Here is a 17326-nt window from a genome sequence, read left to right on the forward strand (position 1 = left end):
GACCTTACCGCAAGTAACCCATCGGTAAGTTACGCACCGGTAAAGGTTTTTACGACTGCGCGGGCTCGGGCTCCGGCAGCGGCGTCCGTGCCGCCCGCGTCACGTCCGTCACCAGCTCGACCACGTCCGGCCCGTACGCCTGCGAGTTGACCACCTTCAGCAGCAGGACGAAGGGCCCGGTGCCGTACTTGCGGTGCAGCCGCTCGTGGTGGCGGGCGAGATAGCGGGTGGCCGCCTGGTTGGTGATCGCCCGCTGGCCGCAGAAGAGGAACACCGGCCGGGAGTCCCGCTGTCCGTCCGCGATGAGCCGGGCGAGCAGTACGTACTCGCTCCGGCCCCGCTCCATGCGGTACTCCTCCGTGCCGATCCGTAGGGCGCCGAGCTCCGGACCGGCGTCGGCCTCGACGTTCATCCGTGCACCCGGCAGCAGCGAGGAGAGGTGGGCCGCCATCCGGCGGTTCGAGTAGGGCCCGCCGACACAGAACTCCGTCCGCTCGCCGAGGCCCTGCTGGGTGGCGTCGTGCGCGACAACCTGGGCGTGCGCCTTGCAGTCCTTGATCAGCGCGGAGAGTTCCAGCAGGGCGTACACGTCGTACCGCATCACCGCCAGCTCCGGTCCGCCCGCTTTGTGGTTGACCACGAGCAAGGACTCCGAGTTGTCCGGCAGCCCGAAGAACGTCTGCTTGCGCCGCAGTTTGCGGCGCCACAGATACGTACGGGCGATCCAGCCCAGCGCGGCACTGATGCCGGCCGCCATGACGCCCAGGGCGATGTTGCGCACGTCGTCGTTCATGGCCGCGCATGGTAGCGGGCCCGGGTAGCGGGTACGTACCCGTGTTCGATCTGTGACGTTCGTGTGGCAGGTGACCGAGGCGTACTGTTGGCCTTACGGCAATCTGGTTACGCTGCGCGGACGGTTCCGACGGGAGGTTCGGATGGGTCGTCCTGGCACGCGGAAACTGGCGGTTCTGGCGGTCTCGGCCGCCATGGTGTCGGTGGGAGCGGCGGCGCCGCCCGCCGCACCGAGCGAGACGGTCAGGAAGGTTCCGGTGGCCGTCGGCTACGGCGGCGCCGTGGCGAGCGTCGACGCGGACGCCTCAGCCGCCGGCATCGAGGTGCTCAAGGGGGGCGGCAACGCGGTCGACGCGGCCGTCGCCACCGCGGCCGCGCTCGGTGTCACCGAGCCCTACTCGGCCGGCATCGGCGGAGGCGGCTACTTCGTCTACTACGACGCCAAGTCCCGTACGGTGCACACCATCGACGGCCGCGAGACGGCACCGCTGAGCGCCGGCTCCGACCTGTTCATGGAGAACGGCAAGCCGCTCGCCTTCGCCGACGCCGTCAGCAGCGGTCTGGGCGTCGGCACCCCGGGCACGCCCGCCACCTGGCAGTCGGCGCTGGACCGGTGGGGCAGCAGGAACCTCGGTACGGTCCTCAGGCCGGCCGAGCGGATCGCCCGCGACGGCTTCACGGTGGACGACACCTTCCGCTCGCAGACCGCCTCGAACGAGACCCGGTTCCGCTACTTCCCCGACACCGCCAAGCTGTTCCTGCCGGGCGGGCAGCTGCCGGTCGTCGGCTCCACGTTCAAGAATCCCGACCTGGCCCGGACCTACGCGGAACTGGCGAGGAAGGGCATCGGCGCGATCTACCGCGGCGACCTCGGCGACGACATCGTCGATACGGTCAACAAGCCGCCGGTGGACCCCGGTTCAGGCTGGAACGCCCGCCCGGGCAAGCTGGAGGAGAAGGACCTGGCCGCCTACGGCGCCAAGTTCCAGAACCCCACCAGGACCTCGTACCACGGTCTGAACGTGTACTCCATCGCGCCCTCCTCCTCGGGCGGCACCACCGTCGGCGAGGCGCTCAACATCCTTGAGGGGACCGACCTCTCCAAGGCGAGCGAGGTGCAGTACCTGCACCACTACATCGAGGCGAGCCGCATCGCCTTCGCCGACCGCGGGCGCTGGGTCGGCGACCCCGCCTTCGAGAACGTACCGACGAAGGAACTGCTGTCGCAGAAGTACGCCGACTCGCGCGCCTGTCTGATCACGGACGACGCGGTCCTCAGCAGCCCGCTCGCGCCCGGCGACCCACGCCACCCGGCCGCCTGCACCACCCGGGGCACGGCGGCTCCGACGACGTACGAAGGTGAGAACACCACTCATCTGACCGTCGCCGACAAGTGGGGCAACGTCGTCGCCTACACGCTCACCATCGAGCAGACCGGCGGCAGCGGCATCACCGTCCCCGGCCGCGGCTTCCTGCTCAACAACGAGCTGACCGATTTCTCCTTCACCCCGGCCAACCCGGCCGTGCACGACCCGAACCTGCCGGGCCCGGGCAAGCGGCCGCGCTCCTCCATCTCGCCGACCATCGTCCTCGACCGGCACAACAGGCCGGTGGTGGCGCTCGGTTCGCCCGGCGGCGCGACCATCATCACCACCGTGCTGCAGACCCTGACCGGGTTCCTCGACCGGCATCAGCCGCTGGTCGACGCCATCGCCGCACCGCGCGCCAGCCAGCGCAACGCGGCCAGGACGGAGCTGGAGCCCGCCCTCTACAACAGCGACTTGAGGGGGAAGCTGGAGGCCATCGGCCACTCCTTCTCGCTCAACCCCGAGATCGGCGCGGCGACCGGCGTCCAGCGACTGCCTGACGGCAAGTGGCTGGCCGCCGCCGAGAAGGTACGACGCGGCGGCGGTTCGGCGATGGTGGTGGACCCGGCGCCGTAGCGCCGTATCCCCACGACGCACGGCCGGTTGCCGTAGCCCTACGTCTCCGGGACGGGCGGCGCCGCTTCCTCCGTGCGGAAGTCGAGCCGCCCGTCCCGCACGTCCACCCGGACCCGGCCGCCCGAGGCGATCGTGCCGTCCAGCAGCAGCCGGGACAGCTGGTTGTCGACCTCCCGCTGGATGGTGCGGCGCAGCGGGCGGGCGCCGTACTCGGGCTGGTAGCCGCGCTCGGCCAGCCAGTCGATGGCCGCGTCGGTGAACGCGACCGTGACGCCCTGCCCGTCCAGCAGCCGGCGAGTGTGCTCCAGCAGCAGGTCGGTGATCTGCCGCAGCTGCTCGCCGGTGAGCTGCCGGAAGACGACGATCTCGTCGATGCGGTTGAGGAACTCGGGCCGGAAGTGCTCGCGCAGCGGCCGCAGGATCTGCTCGCGCCGCGCCTCCTCGTCGGCGTCCGCGCCGCCGGGCCCGAAGCCGATCCCGGCACCGCGCCGGGTGATCACGTCGGAGCCGAGGTTGCTGGTCATCACGATGACGGTGTTGGTGAAGTCCACCGTGCGGCCCTGGGAGTCGGTGAGCCGGCCGTCGTCGAGGACCTGCAGCAGGATGTTGAAGACGTCCGGGTGCGCCTTCTCCACCTCGTCCAGCAGGAGCAGCGAGTACGGGTACCTGCGCACCACCTCGGTGAGCTGCCCCGCCTCCTCGTGGCCCACGTACCCGGGCGGTGCGCCGACCAGCCGGGAGACCGTGTGCCGCTCCTGGTACTCGCTCATGTCGAGGCGGACCATGCGGTCCTCGCTGCCGAACAGGACATCGGCGAGCGCGCGGGCCAGCTCGGTCTTGCCGACGCCGGTCGGGCCGAGGAAGAGGAAGCTGCCGATCGGCCGGTCCGGGCTCGAAAGCCCGGCGCGGGAGCGCAGCACGGCCTCGGCCACCACGCTCACGGCCTCCTCCTGGCCGACCACCCGCCGGTGCAGGTGCTGTTCCAGGCCGAGCAGCCGCTCCTTCTCCTCCTGGGTCAGCCGGCTCACCGGGATGCCGGTCTGCCGTGACACCACCTCGGCGATGGCCTCCGCCGTCACCTCCAGGCTCAGCCCCTCGTCGGCCTGGTCGTCCCCGGCGGCCTCCGCGATCCGCTGCTTCAGCCCGCCGATCCGGTCGCGCAGCTGGGTGGCCTGCTCGTACTGCTCGTCGGCGACCGCCTGGTCCTTGTCCCGGACGAGCTGCTCGACCTCGCGCTCCATCGTGCGCACGTCCGTGCCCTTCGTCCGGGAGCCGAGGCGCACCCGGGCACCGGCCTGGTCGATCAGGTCGATCGCCTTGTCGGGCAGGCGCCGGTCGGTGAGATAGCGGTCCGACAGCTCGACCGCGGCCACCAGCGCCTCGTCGGTGTAGCGGATCTGGTGGTGCGCCTCGTACCGGTCGCGCAGCCCGCGCAGGATCTCGATCGTGTCCTCGACCGTCGGTTCGGGCACCAGGATCGGCTGGAACCTGCGGGCCAGCGCCGCGTCCTTCTCGATCCGCCGGAACTCCTCCAGCGTGGTCGCGCCCACGATGTGCAGCTCGCCCCGGGCCAGTGCGGGCTTGAGGATGTTGCCCGCGTCCATCGCACCGCCCTCGCCGCCCGAACCGGCGCCCACGACGGTGTGCAGCTCGTCGATGAAGACGATCAGCCGGTCGGAGTGGGCGCGGATCTCCTCCACGATGGTGTTCAGGCGCTCCTCGAAGTCGCCCCGGTAGCGGGTGCCCGCGACGACCCCGGTCAGGTCCAGGGCGACCACCCGCCGCCCGGCCAGCACGTCCGGCACGTCCCCGTCGTCGATCCGCTGCGCGAGCCCCTCGACGATCGCGGTCTTGCCGACCCCCGCGTCGCCGATCAGCACGGGGTTGTTCTTGCCGCGGCGGGACAGCACCTCGATGGTCTGCTCGATCTCCTGGTCGCGGCCGATGACCGGGTCGACCCGGCCCTGCCGGGCCAGCTCGGTCAGATCGCGGCCGTACTTGTCGAGCGTCGGTGTGGAGGTGGGCCGCTGGCGCTCGGTGCGCGTCTGGGTGGTCTCCGGGGCCTCGGGCGGCAGGGTGCCCGCCGAGAAATGGGCCGCGTTCAGGATGTGCCCGGCCGCCGAGTCCGGGTTCGCGGCCAGCGCGCTGAGCACGTGCTCCGGGCCGATGTAGCCGGCGCCGCTCGACCGCGCCAGGTCGTGCGCGTCCAGCAGGGCCCGCTTGACGGCCGGGGTGAGCGACAGCGAGGTCGGCGGCGGCACCTCGCCCGGAGGGTGCTGGACCGGGCCCGCGCGGTCGTCGATCTCCGTCGCGAGCGAGTCGGGGTCCGTGCCGGCCCTGCTCAGCAGCGACCGCGTGGGCTCGGCGGACAGGGCCGCCCGCAGCAGGTGCTGCGTGTCCAGGTTCCGGCTGCCGTGCTCGGCGGCGTACTGGGCGGCCCCTCTCACCATCTCCCGGGCCGGCTGGCTGAGCAGGCGGCCGATGTCGATGTGGCGGGGGCCGGGGGGCCCGCCGGGTGCGCCGCCGAAGTAGCGGCCCAGGAATTCACCGAAGGGGTCAGGAGGGTAGCCGTTGGTCATGGCGTTCCGTTCCTTCGCTGATGACATGCGGAGCGGCCGGGTAGCCCGGTCATCGGCCTCTCATGCCACGATGACACGTGCTCCTGCGAAGGGCATGTGCGGGAAGGCGCCGCCCCGCCGTCCTCAGGGGATTTCTCTCGCCGTGAGGATCCGGGGGCCGTCTTCCGTGATCGCCACCGTGTGCTCGGTGTGTGCCGCCCGAGACCCGTCGTTCGTGCGAAGGGTCCAGCCGTCGTCCGCCTCGTGGTACGTGTCCTTGCCGCTCGCGATCAGCATCGGCTCGATGGCCAGGACCATGCCGTGGCGCAGGGGCAGGCCACGGCCGGGGCGGCCCTCGTTGGGGACATCCGGATCCTCGTGCATACGGCGGCCCACCCCGTGACCGCCGAAGCCGGCCGGGATGCCGTAGCCGCCCGCACGGCAGACCCGGCCGACGGCGTGGGAGATGTCCCCGATGCGGTTGCCGACCACCGCCGCCGCGATACCGGCGGCCAGGGCGCGCTCGGCGGCGTCGATCAGGCGCAGGTCCGCCGGGCGCGGGCGGCCGACGACGAAGCTGATCGCCGAGTCGCCCACCCAGCCGTCCAGGCCGGCGCCGCAGTCGACGGAGACCAGGTCGCCGTCGCGAAGGCGCCGCCGGGTGGGGATGCCGTGCACGATCGCGTCGTTGACCGACGCGCAGATGACCGCGGGGAAAGGGGTCGGGGCGAAGGAGGGGCGGTAGCCGAGGAACGGCGAGGCCGCGCCGGCCTCGCGCAGCACCTCCCGGGCCACCTCGTCCAGCTCCAGCAGGGAGACGCCGACGTCAGCGGCCTGCCGTACGGCCGTCAGGGCCCGCCCGACGACCTGGCCCGCAGCGTGCATCGCATCGATCGACGTGTTCGTCTTCAGCTCCACCATGCCAATTACTATACCGGTATTTGAATGGGTGTGAACGACCGTGGGCGGTATTAGAATGGGTGTCATGGTGCGCACCCCTCTCACTCCGGAAGAACGCGAACGCGGCGAACGCCTCGGGCGGTTGCTGCGCGAGGCGCGCGGCGGCCGGAGCATGGCCGAGGTCGCCGCCGAGGCGGGCGTCTCCGCCGAGACCCTCCGCAAGATCGAGACCGGGCGGGCGCCGACGCCGGCCTTTTTCACGGTGGCCGCGCTGGCCGGGGTGCTCGGGCTGTCCATGGACGAGCTGGTGACGCGATGTGCGCTGGTGGAGGCCTGAGGCACGCCTCGGGCCGGCCGGTCCGCGCACACGCCGGGGTCGCGGGATGAGCCGCCCGCCCACTCCCTGAAAACTGTGCGTAGCAAGCCGGTAACACAACTGGTGTTGCCTACCGACCGGAGTGCTGTCAGTCGGGCGGGAGCCGAGCATGGCTGTGGATCAACTCCCTGGTCGGGTACGGGAGTTCGCGAACTACCTGGACGGCCTTCTGGGGCGCCTGGACCAGGGGGGCGGCTGGTGCGGGGTCTTCTGGCACCGCGACCCGGAGGGCATGCGGGCCTGCCTCGACGGGTATGAGATGCCGCCCTGGGACGTGGTGGAGGCGCTGCTGCAGGACCTCGCCGCGGCCTACGGACCCCCGGCGGCGGTGGCAGAGCGGGAACGGGCCCGCACCCTGTACGGGGCCGCGGTCTCGGCGTACGACGCCCTGCCGGGTGCACGGGACGCCCTCGGCGACCGCCTCGACGTGATGCTCCGCGAACAGCGCTACGCCGCCGAACGCCACGCCGAACTGAGCCGCCTGTTCACCGCGGCGACTTCCCACCAGGAGGCGGACGTCCTCCGCCTGGACATCGCCTGGGCCCGCGACGACCACGAACGGGCCACCGCCCGTTGCACCGAACTCCGCGACCGGGTGACGGAGTTGGACCGGAGAGCGGTCGCGGCGCCGATCCTGGATGCGCCGGTCGCCGGGGGCGGGAGAGACGGGGGTGAACCGGACCCTGACGGGTCACGGGCGCCGGCGCCGGACCGGCCGGTGGCGCAGCCCGGCGCTCCCGCGGCCCGTCGGACGGGGTCGGCGACGGATCCGGCCTCGCGCCCCGGCGTGCCGGATCCTGGCTCCGCGGCCCGCTCGGCACGGCCCGCCGCGCAGCCGGCGGGCTCTCGGTCCGCCGTGCTCCCCACCGCAGCTCCCGTCCGCGAGGTCCCCCCGCCACCCGCCCCGGAGGCGCCCGCCCCCGGGAAGCCCCGCAAGCGTCGCCGCGGGAGCGCCCGGTTCGCCGGGATGGCCGAGGAGGAGGCCGCCCCCGTCGTCGTACCGCAGAGTTCCGCCACGGCCGTACCGGATGCGTCCGGTGGACGGCGCACCCCGCGTGGAGCCCGGTTCGCCGGGGCGGCGGAGACCGGCGGTCCGGTGCGGGAGGCCGTTGAGGCGGTGGACTCCGAGGCCGGGGCGGCAGTCGCCGGGGCCGTCGAGCGGCTGGTGCGGCTGCGGGCGGAAGGGCGCACGGGTGAGGCGCATGTGCTGCTGGTCGAGATCACGCACTGGCCGGCCGCCCGCTTCCCGCTGCTCGCGGACGGGCTGCAGCGCGCCGGGCTGGGCGCGGACTGGGCCACGCTGCTGTGGGAGGCCGCCTCGCTGCCCGCCGAGCGGCTGGTCGCCGCCGCCGATGCGCTGGAGGCGGCCGGGAGAGCCGCGGACGGGGAGCAGATGCTGCGGCAGGGAGTGGCCCGGCCGGCCGAGGAGATAGGCGCCGCCGTACGGCGGCTGGACGCGGAGGGGCGGGCACGTGAGGTGCGGGCCCTGCTGGACGCCTACGTCCGTGTCCGCACCCCCGAGGAGGCCGCCCGCAGCGTCGCCGCCGACCCGCGCCGCCTCGTCCCGCTCCTGCTGGAAGCCGCCCGCGGCGTCTCGGAGGAGCGCCACTGGGACCTGGTGCATGCCCTCCGGGTCGCCGGGTTCACCGCCTGACGGTGCCCCGCGGTCACCCTAAGGAGTGCGAAACGGGATCGACTCCGCGGGTTAACGACGATGGTCTTGGCAAGGACCTCCGTGAGGCTTACTTTCGTCCCTCTACGGGCCGTTTCTACGGGCGTAGAGGCTCGGACGTCGCGTCGAAGGAGCAGCTCATGGCCAACGTCGTACGTGCCGCACTGGTTCAGGCCACCTGGACCGGCGACACCGGGTCCATGGTGGCGAAACACGAGGAGCACGCCCGCGAGGCGGCCCGCAGGGGCGCGCGGATCATCGGGTTCCAGGAGGTCTTCAACGCCCCCTACTTCTGTCAGGTCCAGGAGCCGGAGCACTACCGGTGGGCCGAGCCGGTGCCCGACGGGCCGACCGTGCGCCGGATGCAGGACCTCGCCCGCGAGACCGGCATGGTGATCGTCGTACCGGTCTTCGAGATCGAGCAGTCCGGCTTCTATTACAACACCGCCGCCGTGATCGACGCCGACGGCACCTACCTCGGCAAGTACCGCAAGCACCACATCCCGCAGGTCAAGGGCTTCTGGGAGAAGTACTACTTCAAACCCGGCAACCTGGGCTGGCCGGTCTTCGACACAGCCGTCGGCAAGGTCGGCGTCTACATCTGCTACGACCGGCACTTCCCGGAGGGCTGGCGGCAACTGGGACTGAACGGCGCGCAGTTGATCTACAACCCCTCCGCCACCCACCGTGGCCTGTCCTCGTACCTGTGGCAGCTCGAGCAGCCCGCAGCGGCCGTCGCCAACGAGTACTTCGTCGCCGCCATCAACCGGGTGGGCCAGGAGGAGTACGGCGACAACGACTTCTACGGCACGAGCTACTTCGTCAACCCGCGCGGGCAGTTCGTCGGCGACGTCGCCAGTGACAAGGACGAGGAACTCCTCGTCCGGGACCTGGACTTCGACCTCATCGAGGAGGTACGGCAGCAGTGGGCCTTCTACCGTGACCGCCGCCCCGACGCCTACGAAGGACTGGTGCAGCCATGAACGACCTCTACTCCCGTCACCGCAACGTCCTGCCCGACTGGCTCGCCCTCTACTACGACGACCCGCTGGAGATCACGCACGGCGAGGGCCGCCACGTCTGGGACTCGGCCGGCAACCGCTACCTGGACTTCTTCGGCGGCATCCTCACCACCATGACCGCGCACGCCCTGCCCGAGGTGACCAAGGCGGTCAGCGAGCAGGCCGGCCGGATCATCCACTCCTCGACCCTCTACCTCAACCGTCCGATGGTCGAACTGGCCGAGCGCATCGCCCAGTTGAGCGGCATCCCGGACGCCCGGGTCTTCTTCACCACCTCCGGCACCGAGGCCAACGACACAGCCCTGCTGCTCGCCACCACCCACCGGCGCAGCAACACGGTGCTGGCCATGCGCAACAGCTACCACGGCCGCTCCTTCAGCACGGTCGGCATCACCGGCAACCGCGGCTGGTCCCCGACCTCGCTGTCCCCGCTGCAGACCCTGTACGTCCATGGTGGCGTCCGCAGCCGAGGCCCGTTCGCCGAGCTGGACGACCGCGCGTTCATCGACGCGTGCGTGGCGGATCTGAAGGACATCCTCGGGCACACCCGCCCGCCGGCCGCGCTGATCGCCGAACCCATTCAGGGCGTCGGCGGCTTCACCTCCCCGCCGGACGGCCTGTACGCGGCCTTCCGTGACGTGCTGCAGGAGCACGGGATCCTGTGGATCGCCGACGAGGTGCAGACCGGCTGGGGCCGCACCGGCGAGCACTTCTGGGGCTGGCAGGCGCACGCGAGCAGCGGCCCGCCGGACATCATCACCTTCGCCAAGGGCATCGGCAACGGCACGTCCATCGGCGGGGTGATCGCCCGCGCGGACATCATGAACTGCCTGGACGCCAACAGCATTTCGACGTTCGGCGGCACCCAGATCACCATGGCGGCCGGTCTCGCCAACCTCGGCTACCTGGTCGAACACGACCTCCAGGGCAACGCCCGCCGCGTCGGCGGACTGCTCATCGAGCGGCTGCGGTCCGTCGCCGCCCAGCTGCCCGGGGTGCGGGAGGTGCGGGGCCGCGGGCTGATGATCGGCGTCGAGCTGGTCAAGCCGGGGACCGACGACGCCGATCCGCAGGCGGCCTCCGCCGTCCTGGAGACGGCCCGCGAGGGCGGACTGCTGATCGGCAAGGGCGGCGGCCACAACACCAGCGCCCTGCGCATCGCTCCGCCGCTGTCGCTGACCGTCGCGGAGGCCGAGGAGGGCGCGGCGATCCTCGAACGCGCGCTGAGGGGCACGTACTAGAGAACGGGTGCAGGGCCATGACCACCACCTCGGAGATCCGTCACTCGGGCCGGCAGCCGCTCGAACCCGCTCTCTCGGTCCGCCAGGTGCTCACCCTGGAGCGGGTGCAGGCCGGGGAGCCCGAGGTGGTGGCCGGGGCCGGACAGCTCGACCGGCCGGTGCGCTGGGTGCACGTCGCCGAAGCCGCCGACGTCGGCGTGATGCTCAGCGGCGGCGAGATGGTGCTCACCACCGGTGTGCTGCTGGCCGGCGACGAGGCCAAGCAGGCCGAGTACATCCAGTCCCTGCACCGCGCCGAGGCCGCGGCGGTCGTACTCGGGCTCGGCCGGGCCTTTCCCGCGCCGCCCGAGGTGATGCGCCGGGCCGCCGAGCGCTGCGGGCTGCCCATGATCGTCCTGCACCGGCCGTTCCCCTTCGCCGAGTTGACGGAGGAGGTCCAGTCCCGGCTGGTCCGGCGGAAGTTCGCCGCCGTCAGCCTCTCGGAGACCGTACGGACCGCCCTCACCGGCCTGATCACCTCAGGCGCTCCGCTGCAACGGCTGCTCGACGAGATCGCCCAGCACAGCGGCTGCCCGGTCGTCGTCACCAACCTCGCGCACCGCGTCCTCGCCACGGCGGGGGAGCGGCCGGCGGTGGACGACGTGCTGCGCGACTGGGAGCGGATCGCCCGGCAGGCGGGCGGCGGCGAGGGCGACGGCTGGATCCGCGCCGAGCTGGGCGGGCGCGGAGAACGGTGGGGCGAGCTGCTGCTCTGCGGGTACCGGGGCGACACGGCAACCGGGCGGCTGCTCGCCGACCGCGCCGCCGAGGCCCTGGTCCTGCACCGCATGCTCGGCGGCGGTTCCGCGCACACCTGGGAGGAACAGTCCGCGCAGGGCCTGCTGACCGACCTCGTCTCCGGGGTCGTACCGGCCAGGCAACTGCTGCCCCGGGCGCGGGCGGCCGGGCTGCCGGTGAACCGGCGCACCTTCGTACCCCTCGTCGTCCCGGCCGGGGATCCGGGCCGACTCGACCGTGTGCTGCGGGTGCTGGGTCTGTCCGGACTGGTCGCCGAGCTGGCCGAGGGCGCCACCGCGGTCCTGCTGAGCCTCGCCCGCGACCAGCAGGCCGAGGCGCTGACCGCGCACTTCGCGGCCCGGCTGCGGACCGAGACCGGGGTGCCGAACGCGGTGGTCGCCGCCGCCGATCCGCGCACCGACTGGAACGACGTGCCGGCCGGGCTGCGCGAGGCCCGGCATGTCGCCGACGCCGTGGCCGACTCGTCGGGCGCCCTCGACCTGCCGGCCGTCGTACGGCTGCGGGACGTCCATCTGCGCGGCCTGATCCGGCTGTTGCGGGACGATCCGCAGGTGCAGTCCTTCGCCGAACGCGAGCTGGACGGGCTGCTGTGCGGGGCCGACCAGGAGCTGCTGAACGTGCTGCGCACCTACCTGGCGACCGGGCGGAACAAGTCCCGCACCGCACAGCTCCACCATGTCTCCCGGCCCGCCCTGTACCGCCGCCTGGAGGCCATACAGACACGGCTGGGCGTAAATCTCGACGACTTCGAACAGGCGGCCTCCGTGCACATCGCGCTCCTCGCGCACGACGCGCAACAGGGGTGAAACATGCGACGACCTCGGAAAACGGCGGTGAAACATGGGATCACGAACACGTGACACGGTGACACGCCGGGCGCCCGCAGACGTGACACGCTGCCACTCAAACGGTCCCTCGCGGCTTTCTAGGCTCACCGGACATCGAGCTACCGGAGGTCCCGATGAGCCGAGTGATCCGTGCCGCCCTCTTCCAGACCGCCTGGACCGGCGACAAGGAATCCATGATCCAGGTCCACGAGCAGGCGGCCCGCGACGCGGCCGCGCAGGGCGCCCAGGTCCTGTGCTTCCAGGAGCTGTTCTACGGCCCCTACTTCTGCCAGGTGCAGGACAAGGCGTTCTACGAGTACGCCGAACAGATCCCGGGCGGCCCGACCGTCAAGCGTTTCCAGGCGCTCGCCAAGGAGCTGGGCATCGTCCTCGTCCTGCCGATGTACGAGGAGGAGCAGCCGGGTGTCCTGTACAACACCGCCGCCGTGATCGACGCGGACGGCTCCTACCTCGGCAAGTACCGCAAGACCCACATCCCCCAGGTCCAGGGATTCTGGGAGAAGTTCTACTTCCGCCCGGGCAACAGCGGCTGGCCCGTCTTCGAGACGGCCGTCGGAAAGATCGGTGTGTACATCTGCTACGACCGTCACTTCCCGGAGGGCTGGCGGGCGTTGGGCCTCGGCGGTGCCGAGATCGTCTTCAATCCGTCGGCCACCTCGCGCGGGCTCTCCCGCTATCTGTGGCAGCTGGAGCAGCCGGCGGCGGCCGTCGCCAACGAGTACTTCGTGGGCGCGATCAACCGGGTCGGCGTGGAGGACCTCGGCGACAACGACTTCTACGGCACCACGTACTTCGTCGACCCCGAGGCCCAGTTCGTCGGCGAGGTGGCGAGCGACAAGGAGACCGAACTCGTCGTACGCGACCTGGACCTGGCCAAACTCCGCGAGGTCCGCGACCGCTGGCAGTTCTACCGCGACCGGGCACCGGGGGCCTACACGCCGCTGACAGCACCCTGATCGCACCGACCGCACCGTTCACCCTGCGAGGAGAGGGACCATGAGCAGCCGTACCGTCATCCGCGGCGGTCTCGTCGTCACCGCGTCCGACGAGATCCATGCCGACGTCCTGATCGAGGACGGCCGCGTCGCCGCCCTCGCCGCCTCCGGTACACCCGCCGCCGAGGCGTTCACCGCCGAGCGAAGCGAGATGGGGGCACCCCCGCCGGAAGGGTGGGGGAGGGTGATCGACGCCACCGGGAAGTACGTCATCCCGGGCGGCGTCGACGCCCACACCCACATGGAACTGCCGTTCGGCGGCACCTTCGCCTCCGACACCTTCGAGACCGGCACCCGGGCCGCCGCCTGGGGCGGGACGACCACGATCGTCGACTTCGCGGTGCAGAGCGTCGGCCACACCCTGCGCGACGGGCTGGACTCCTGGCACGCCAAGGCCGAGGGCAACTGCGCCATCGACTACGCCTTCCACATGATCGTCTCCGATGTGAACCAGGACACGCTCAAGGAGATGGACCTGCTGGTCGAGGAGGGGGTGACCTCGTTCAAGCAGTTCATGGCCTACCCGGGGGTCTTCTACTCCGACGACGGCCAGATCCTGCGCGCCATGCAGCGCTCCGCCGAGAACGGCGGCCTGATCATGATGCACGCCGAGAACGGCATCGCGATCGACGTCCTGGTCGAACAGGCGCTGGCGCGCGGCGAGACCGACCCCCGCTACCACGGCGAGGTCCGCAAGGCCCTGCTGGAGGCCGAGGCCACTCATCGCGCCATCCGGCTCGCACAGGTCGCCGGCGCGCCCCTGTACGTCGTGCACGTCTCGGCCATGGAGGCGGTGGCCGAGCTGGTGCGGGCGCGCGACGAGGGGCTGAACGTGTTCGGCGAGACCTGCCCGCAGTATCTGTTCCTGTCCACCGACAACCTCGCCGAACCCGACTTCGAGGGCGCCAAGTACGTCTGCAGCACGCCCCTCAGGCCCAAGGAGCACCAGGCCAAGCTCTGGCAGGGCCTGCGCACCAACGACCTCCAGGTCGTCTCCACCGACCACTGCCCGTTCTGCTTCGTGGGGCAGAAGGAACTCGGCCGCGGCGACTTCTCCAGGATCCCCAATGGTCTGCCCGGAGTCGAGAACCGCATGGACCTGCTCCACCAGGCCGTGGTCGACGGGCACATCTCCCGCCGCCGCTGGATCGAGATCGCCTGTGCCACCCCGGCCCGCATGTTCGGCCTGTACCCGAAGAAGGGCACCATCGCCCCGGGCGCCGACGCCGACATCGTCATCTACGACCCGCACGCCGAGCAGGTCATGTCCGCGAGGACGCACCACATGAACGTCGACTACTCGGCGTACGAGGGCAGGCGGACCACGGGCCGGGTCGAGACCGTGCTCTCGCGCGGCGAACCCGTCATCACCGAGCGGGAGTACACCGGACGCGCCGGGCACGGCGTCTTCACCCCGCGCTCCACCTGCCAGTACCTCACCTAGGAGTGGTGCCCATGGACTTCGGACTCGTCCTGCAGACCGACCCACCGGCCTCCCGCGTCATCAGCCTGATGAAGCGGGCCGAGCGCAACGGCTTCACGTACGGCTGGACCTTCGACTCCGCCGTGCTGTGGCAGGAGCCGTTCGTGATCTACAGCCAGATCCTCTCCAACACCTCGAAGCTGACGGTCGGCCCGATGGTCACCAACCCGGGCACCCGCACCTGGGAGGTCACCGCCTCCACCTTCGCCACCCTCAACGACATGTTCGGCAACCGCACCGTCTGCGGCATCGGCCGCGGCGACTCCGCGATGCGCGTCGCCGGCCGCAAGCCCAACACCCTGGCCCGGATCAGCGAGGCCATGAAGGTCATCCGCGCCCTCGGCCGGGGCGAGGAGGCCGACCTCGGCGGCACGAAGATCACCTTCCCGTGGATCAAGCAGGGTGCCGAACTCCCCGTGTGGATGGCCGCGTACGGACCCAAGGCACTGAAGATGACCGGCGAGGAGGCCGACGGGTTCATCCTCCAGCTGTCCGACCTGTATCTGACCGAGTACATGGTGAAGGCCGTCAAGGCCGCGGCCGTGGCCGCCGGCCGCGACCCGTCCGAGGTCACCATCTGCGTGGCCGCCCCGGCCTACGTCACCGAGGACGACTCGCCCGAGGCGCTCGCCCACGCGCGCGAACAGTGCCGCTGGTTCGGCGGCATGGTCGGCAACCACGTCGCCGACCTGGTCGCCAAGTACGGCGAGCACTCCTCCCACGTCCCCGACGAACTCACCGAGTACATCAAGGCGCGGGAGGGCTACGACTACGCCCACCACGGCCGCAGCGGCAACCCCGACACCCAGTTCGTGCCCGACCAGATCGTGGACCGTTTCTGTGTGATCGGCCCGGCCGAGAAGCACATCGAGAAACTCCAGGCGCTCCGTGAGCTGGGCGTCGACCAGTTCGCGGTGTACGACATGCACGACGCCCAGGAAGCCACCATCGACGCCTACGGCACGACGGTGATCCCGGCCGTCAACTCCTGACCGCAGCAGACCGGTTGATCCCCTCTTCCCGCCGTCCCGGGAAGGGGCCCAGGGCGCTCGTACCGATCCCGCTACGGGACACCCCCCCCCGCGGAGCCACCCCCCGCACGGCCTTTCCCGTCCCACCCCTCTTCGATTGGCCTGCTCATGACCGACACCGCTCCCACGGCCATACCGCCGACCGCTCAAGTCACCCTCGCCGACGGCCGGGTGGAGATCGCCCCTGGTTCGCCGCAGCCCAGCGGCCCCTACGCCAACGAGGATCTGCTCCCCGTCCCCGCGGCGAAGCGCACCTGGACGACGTACAACTTCTCCGCGCTGTGGGTCGGGATGGCCCACAACACGGCCTCCTGGACCCTCGCGTCCGGGCTGATCGCGGTGGGCATGGACTGGAAGCAGGCCGTGTTCACCATCGCCCTCGCCAATCTGATCGTGCTGGTGCCGATGCTGCTCACCGGGCACGCGGGACCCAAGTACGGCATCCCCTTCCCGGTCTTCGCCCGCGCCTCCTTCGGGGTGCGCGGCGCCAACCTCCCCGCCGTCGTACGGGCCCTGGTGGCGTGCGGCTGGTTCGGCATCCAGACCTGGATCGGCGGCGAGGCCATCTACTTCCTCGCCGGCAAGCTCATCGGCGACAGCTGGGCGAACGCCTCGCACATCGCCGGCTACGCCTGGACCATGTGGTTGTCGTTCGCGATCTTCTGGCTGATCCAGGTCGCCATCATCTACCGGGGCATGGAGACCATTCGCCGCTTCGAGAACTGGGCCGCACCCTTCGTGCTCGTCGGCGCCCTCGTGATGCTGTGGTGGATGAGCAGCAAGGCAGGCGGCGTCGGCCCGCTGTTCGACCAGCCCTCGAAGCTGGGCTGGGGCGGCGAGTTCTGGAAGCTGTTCTGGCCCTCCCTCATGGGCATGATCGGCTTCTGGTCCACGCTGTCGCTGAACATCCCCGACTTCACCCGCTACGGCAGGAGCCAGAAGGCACAGACCTGGGGTCAGGCGCTCGGCCTGCCGACCACGATGACCCTCTTCGCCTTCCTGTCCGTGCTCGTCACCTCCGGTTCGCAGGCGGTCTACGGCAAGCCGGTCTGGGACCCGGTCCAGCTGGCCGCCAAGACGGACAACGTGGTCGGCCTGCTCTACGCCCTCGTCACCGTGCTGGTGGCGACCCTGTCCGTGAACATCGCGGCCAACCTGGTCTCCCCGGCCTTCGACTTCTCCAACGTCGCGCCCCGGAAGATCAGTTTCCGTACCGGCGCCCTGATCACCTGTGTGCTCGGTGTGCTGATCTTCCCGTGGAAGCTCTACTCGGACCCGCAGGGCTACATCTTCACCTGGCTCGGCCTGGTCGGCGGCCTGCTCGGCACGGTCGCGGGCATCCTCGTCGCCGACTACTGGATCCTGCGCCGCACCCGCCTCGCCCTCGCCGACCTCTACCGCACGGGCGGCCGCTACTGGTACGCGGGCGGCTGGAACTGGCGGGCGGTGGTCGCCTTCGTGGCCGGAGGTGTCCTCGCCGTCGGCGGCGCTGACTTCCACCCGCTGATCGACGGACGCCCCGTCCCGGCCCTCAAGTCCCTCGCCGACTACGGCTGGGCGGTGGGCCTCGGCACCTCGTTGGTGCTGTATCTGGTGCTGACGCTGCTGACCGGGCGGAAGGAGGAGCCCGTGCAGGCCGCCTGAGCGGCGCCGAGGCGTCCCGGCCG

At 71.1% G+C, this 17326-nt stretch carries 13 protein-coding genes; 10 read left to right on the forward strand and 3 right to left on the reverse strand.

The window, feature by feature from the left end; genetic code table 11:
- Positions 1-49: 49 nt before the first annotated feature.
- Positions 50-793 carry a hypothetical protein gene (locus tag ACIRU3_RS28555; protein ID WP_404061884.1) on the reverse strand — a complete coding sequence of 248 codons (744 nt, stop codon included), beginning with the start codon at positions 791-793 and terminating at the stop codon, positions 50-52.
- 142 nt (positions 794-935) lie between these two features.
- On the opposite strand from ACIRU3_RS28555, the gene ggt reads away from it, so the two are divergent.
- The gene (ggt, locus tag ACIRU3_RS28560; protein ID WP_404061886.1) at positions 936-2735 is read left to right on the forward strand and encodes a gamma-glutamyltransferase; all 1800 of its coding nucleotides are present in this window, start codon (positions 936-938) and stop codon (positions 2733-2735) included.
- Between the two features lie 38 nt (positions 2736-2773).
- Here the strand turns inward: ggt and ACIRU3_RS28565 are convergent, their stop codons facing one another.
- Positions 2774-5314, reverse strand: a complete 2541-nt coding sequence (locus ACIRU3_RS28565) for an ATP-dependent Clp protease ATP-binding subunit (RefSeq protein ID WP_404061889.1) — start codon at positions 5312-5314, stop codon at positions 2774-2776.
- Positions 5315-5437: 123 nt separating this feature from the next.
- Complete coding sequence (gene map / locus ACIRU3_RS28570; protein WP_404061892.1) at positions 5438-6214, reverse strand: type I methionyl aminopeptidase; 777 nt, start codon at positions 6212-6214, stop codon at positions 5438-5440.
- A gap of 64 nt (positions 6215-6278) precedes the next feature.
- On the opposite strand from map, the gene ACIRU3_RS28575 reads away from it, so the two are divergent.
- The 9 genes from ACIRU3_RS28575 (at position 6279) to ACIRU3_RS28615 (ending at position 17303) form a co-directional block, all read left to right on the forward strand.
- Positions 6279-6530 carry a helix-turn-helix domain-containing protein gene (locus ACIRU3_RS28575; RefSeq protein WP_404061895.1) on the forward strand — a complete coding sequence of 84 codons (252 nt, stop codon included), beginning with the start codon at positions 6279-6281 and terminating at the stop codon, positions 6528-6530.
- Positions 6531-6678: 148 nt separating this feature from the next.
- On the forward strand, positions 6679-8223 hold the full coding sequence (locus ACIRU3_RS28580) for a hypothetical protein (RefSeq protein ID WP_404061898.1): 1545 nt from the start codon (positions 6679-6681) through the stop codon (positions 8221-8223).
- Positions 8224-8381: 158 nt separating this feature from the next.
- Positions 8382-9224 carry a nitrilase-related carbon-nitrogen hydrolase gene (locus tag ACIRU3_RS28585; protein WP_404061901.1) on the forward strand — a complete coding sequence of 281 codons (843 nt, stop codon included), beginning with the start codon at positions 8382-8384 and terminating at the stop codon, positions 9222-9224.
- Positions 9221-10504, forward strand: a complete 1284-nt coding sequence (locus ACIRU3_RS28590; RefSeq protein ID WP_404061904.1) for an aspartate aminotransferase family protein — start codon at positions 9221-9223, stop codon at positions 10502-10504. The genes ACIRU3_RS28585 and ACIRU3_RS28590 overlap by 4 nt, the downstream gene beginning before the upstream one ends.
- Positions 10505-10521: 17 nt before the next feature.
- Complete coding sequence (locus ACIRU3_RS28595; protein WP_404061907.1) at positions 10522-12108, forward strand: PucR family transcriptional regulator; 1587 nt, start codon at positions 10522-10524, stop codon at positions 12106-12108.
- Between the two features lie 155 nt (positions 12109-12263).
- Positions 12264-13106: a nitrilase-related carbon-nitrogen hydrolase gene (locus ACIRU3_RS28600; RefSeq protein WP_404061909.1), complete on the forward strand. Its 843-nt coding sequence runs from the start codon at positions 12264-12266 to the stop codon at positions 13104-13106.
- Positions 13107-13146: 40 nt separating this feature from the next.
- Complete coding sequence (gene hydA / locus ACIRU3_RS28605) at positions 13147-14589, forward strand: dihydropyrimidinase (protein WP_404061912.1); 1443 nt, start codon at positions 13147-13149, stop codon at positions 14587-14589.
- A gap of 11 nt (positions 14590-14600) precedes the next feature.
- A complete protein-coding gene (locus ACIRU3_RS28610; RefSeq protein ID WP_404061915.1) occupies positions 14601-15620 on the forward strand; it encodes a TIGR03842 family LLM class F420-dependent oxidoreductase in 1020 nt (339 codons plus the stop codon).
- Positions 15621-15767: 147 nt separating this feature from the next.
- Positions 15768-17303 (forward strand): NCS1 family nucleobase:cation symporter-1, encoded by a 1536-nt coding sequence (locus ACIRU3_RS28615; RefSeq protein ID WP_404061918.1) that lies wholly within the window; start codon positions 15768-15770, stop codon positions 17301-17303.
- Positions 17304-17326 lie beyond the last annotated feature (23 nt).

The organism is Streptomyces sp. NPDC101151, from assembly GCF_044768335.1.
GTDB lineage: Bacteria > Actinomycetota > Actinomycetes > Streptomycetales > Streptomycetaceae > Streptomyces.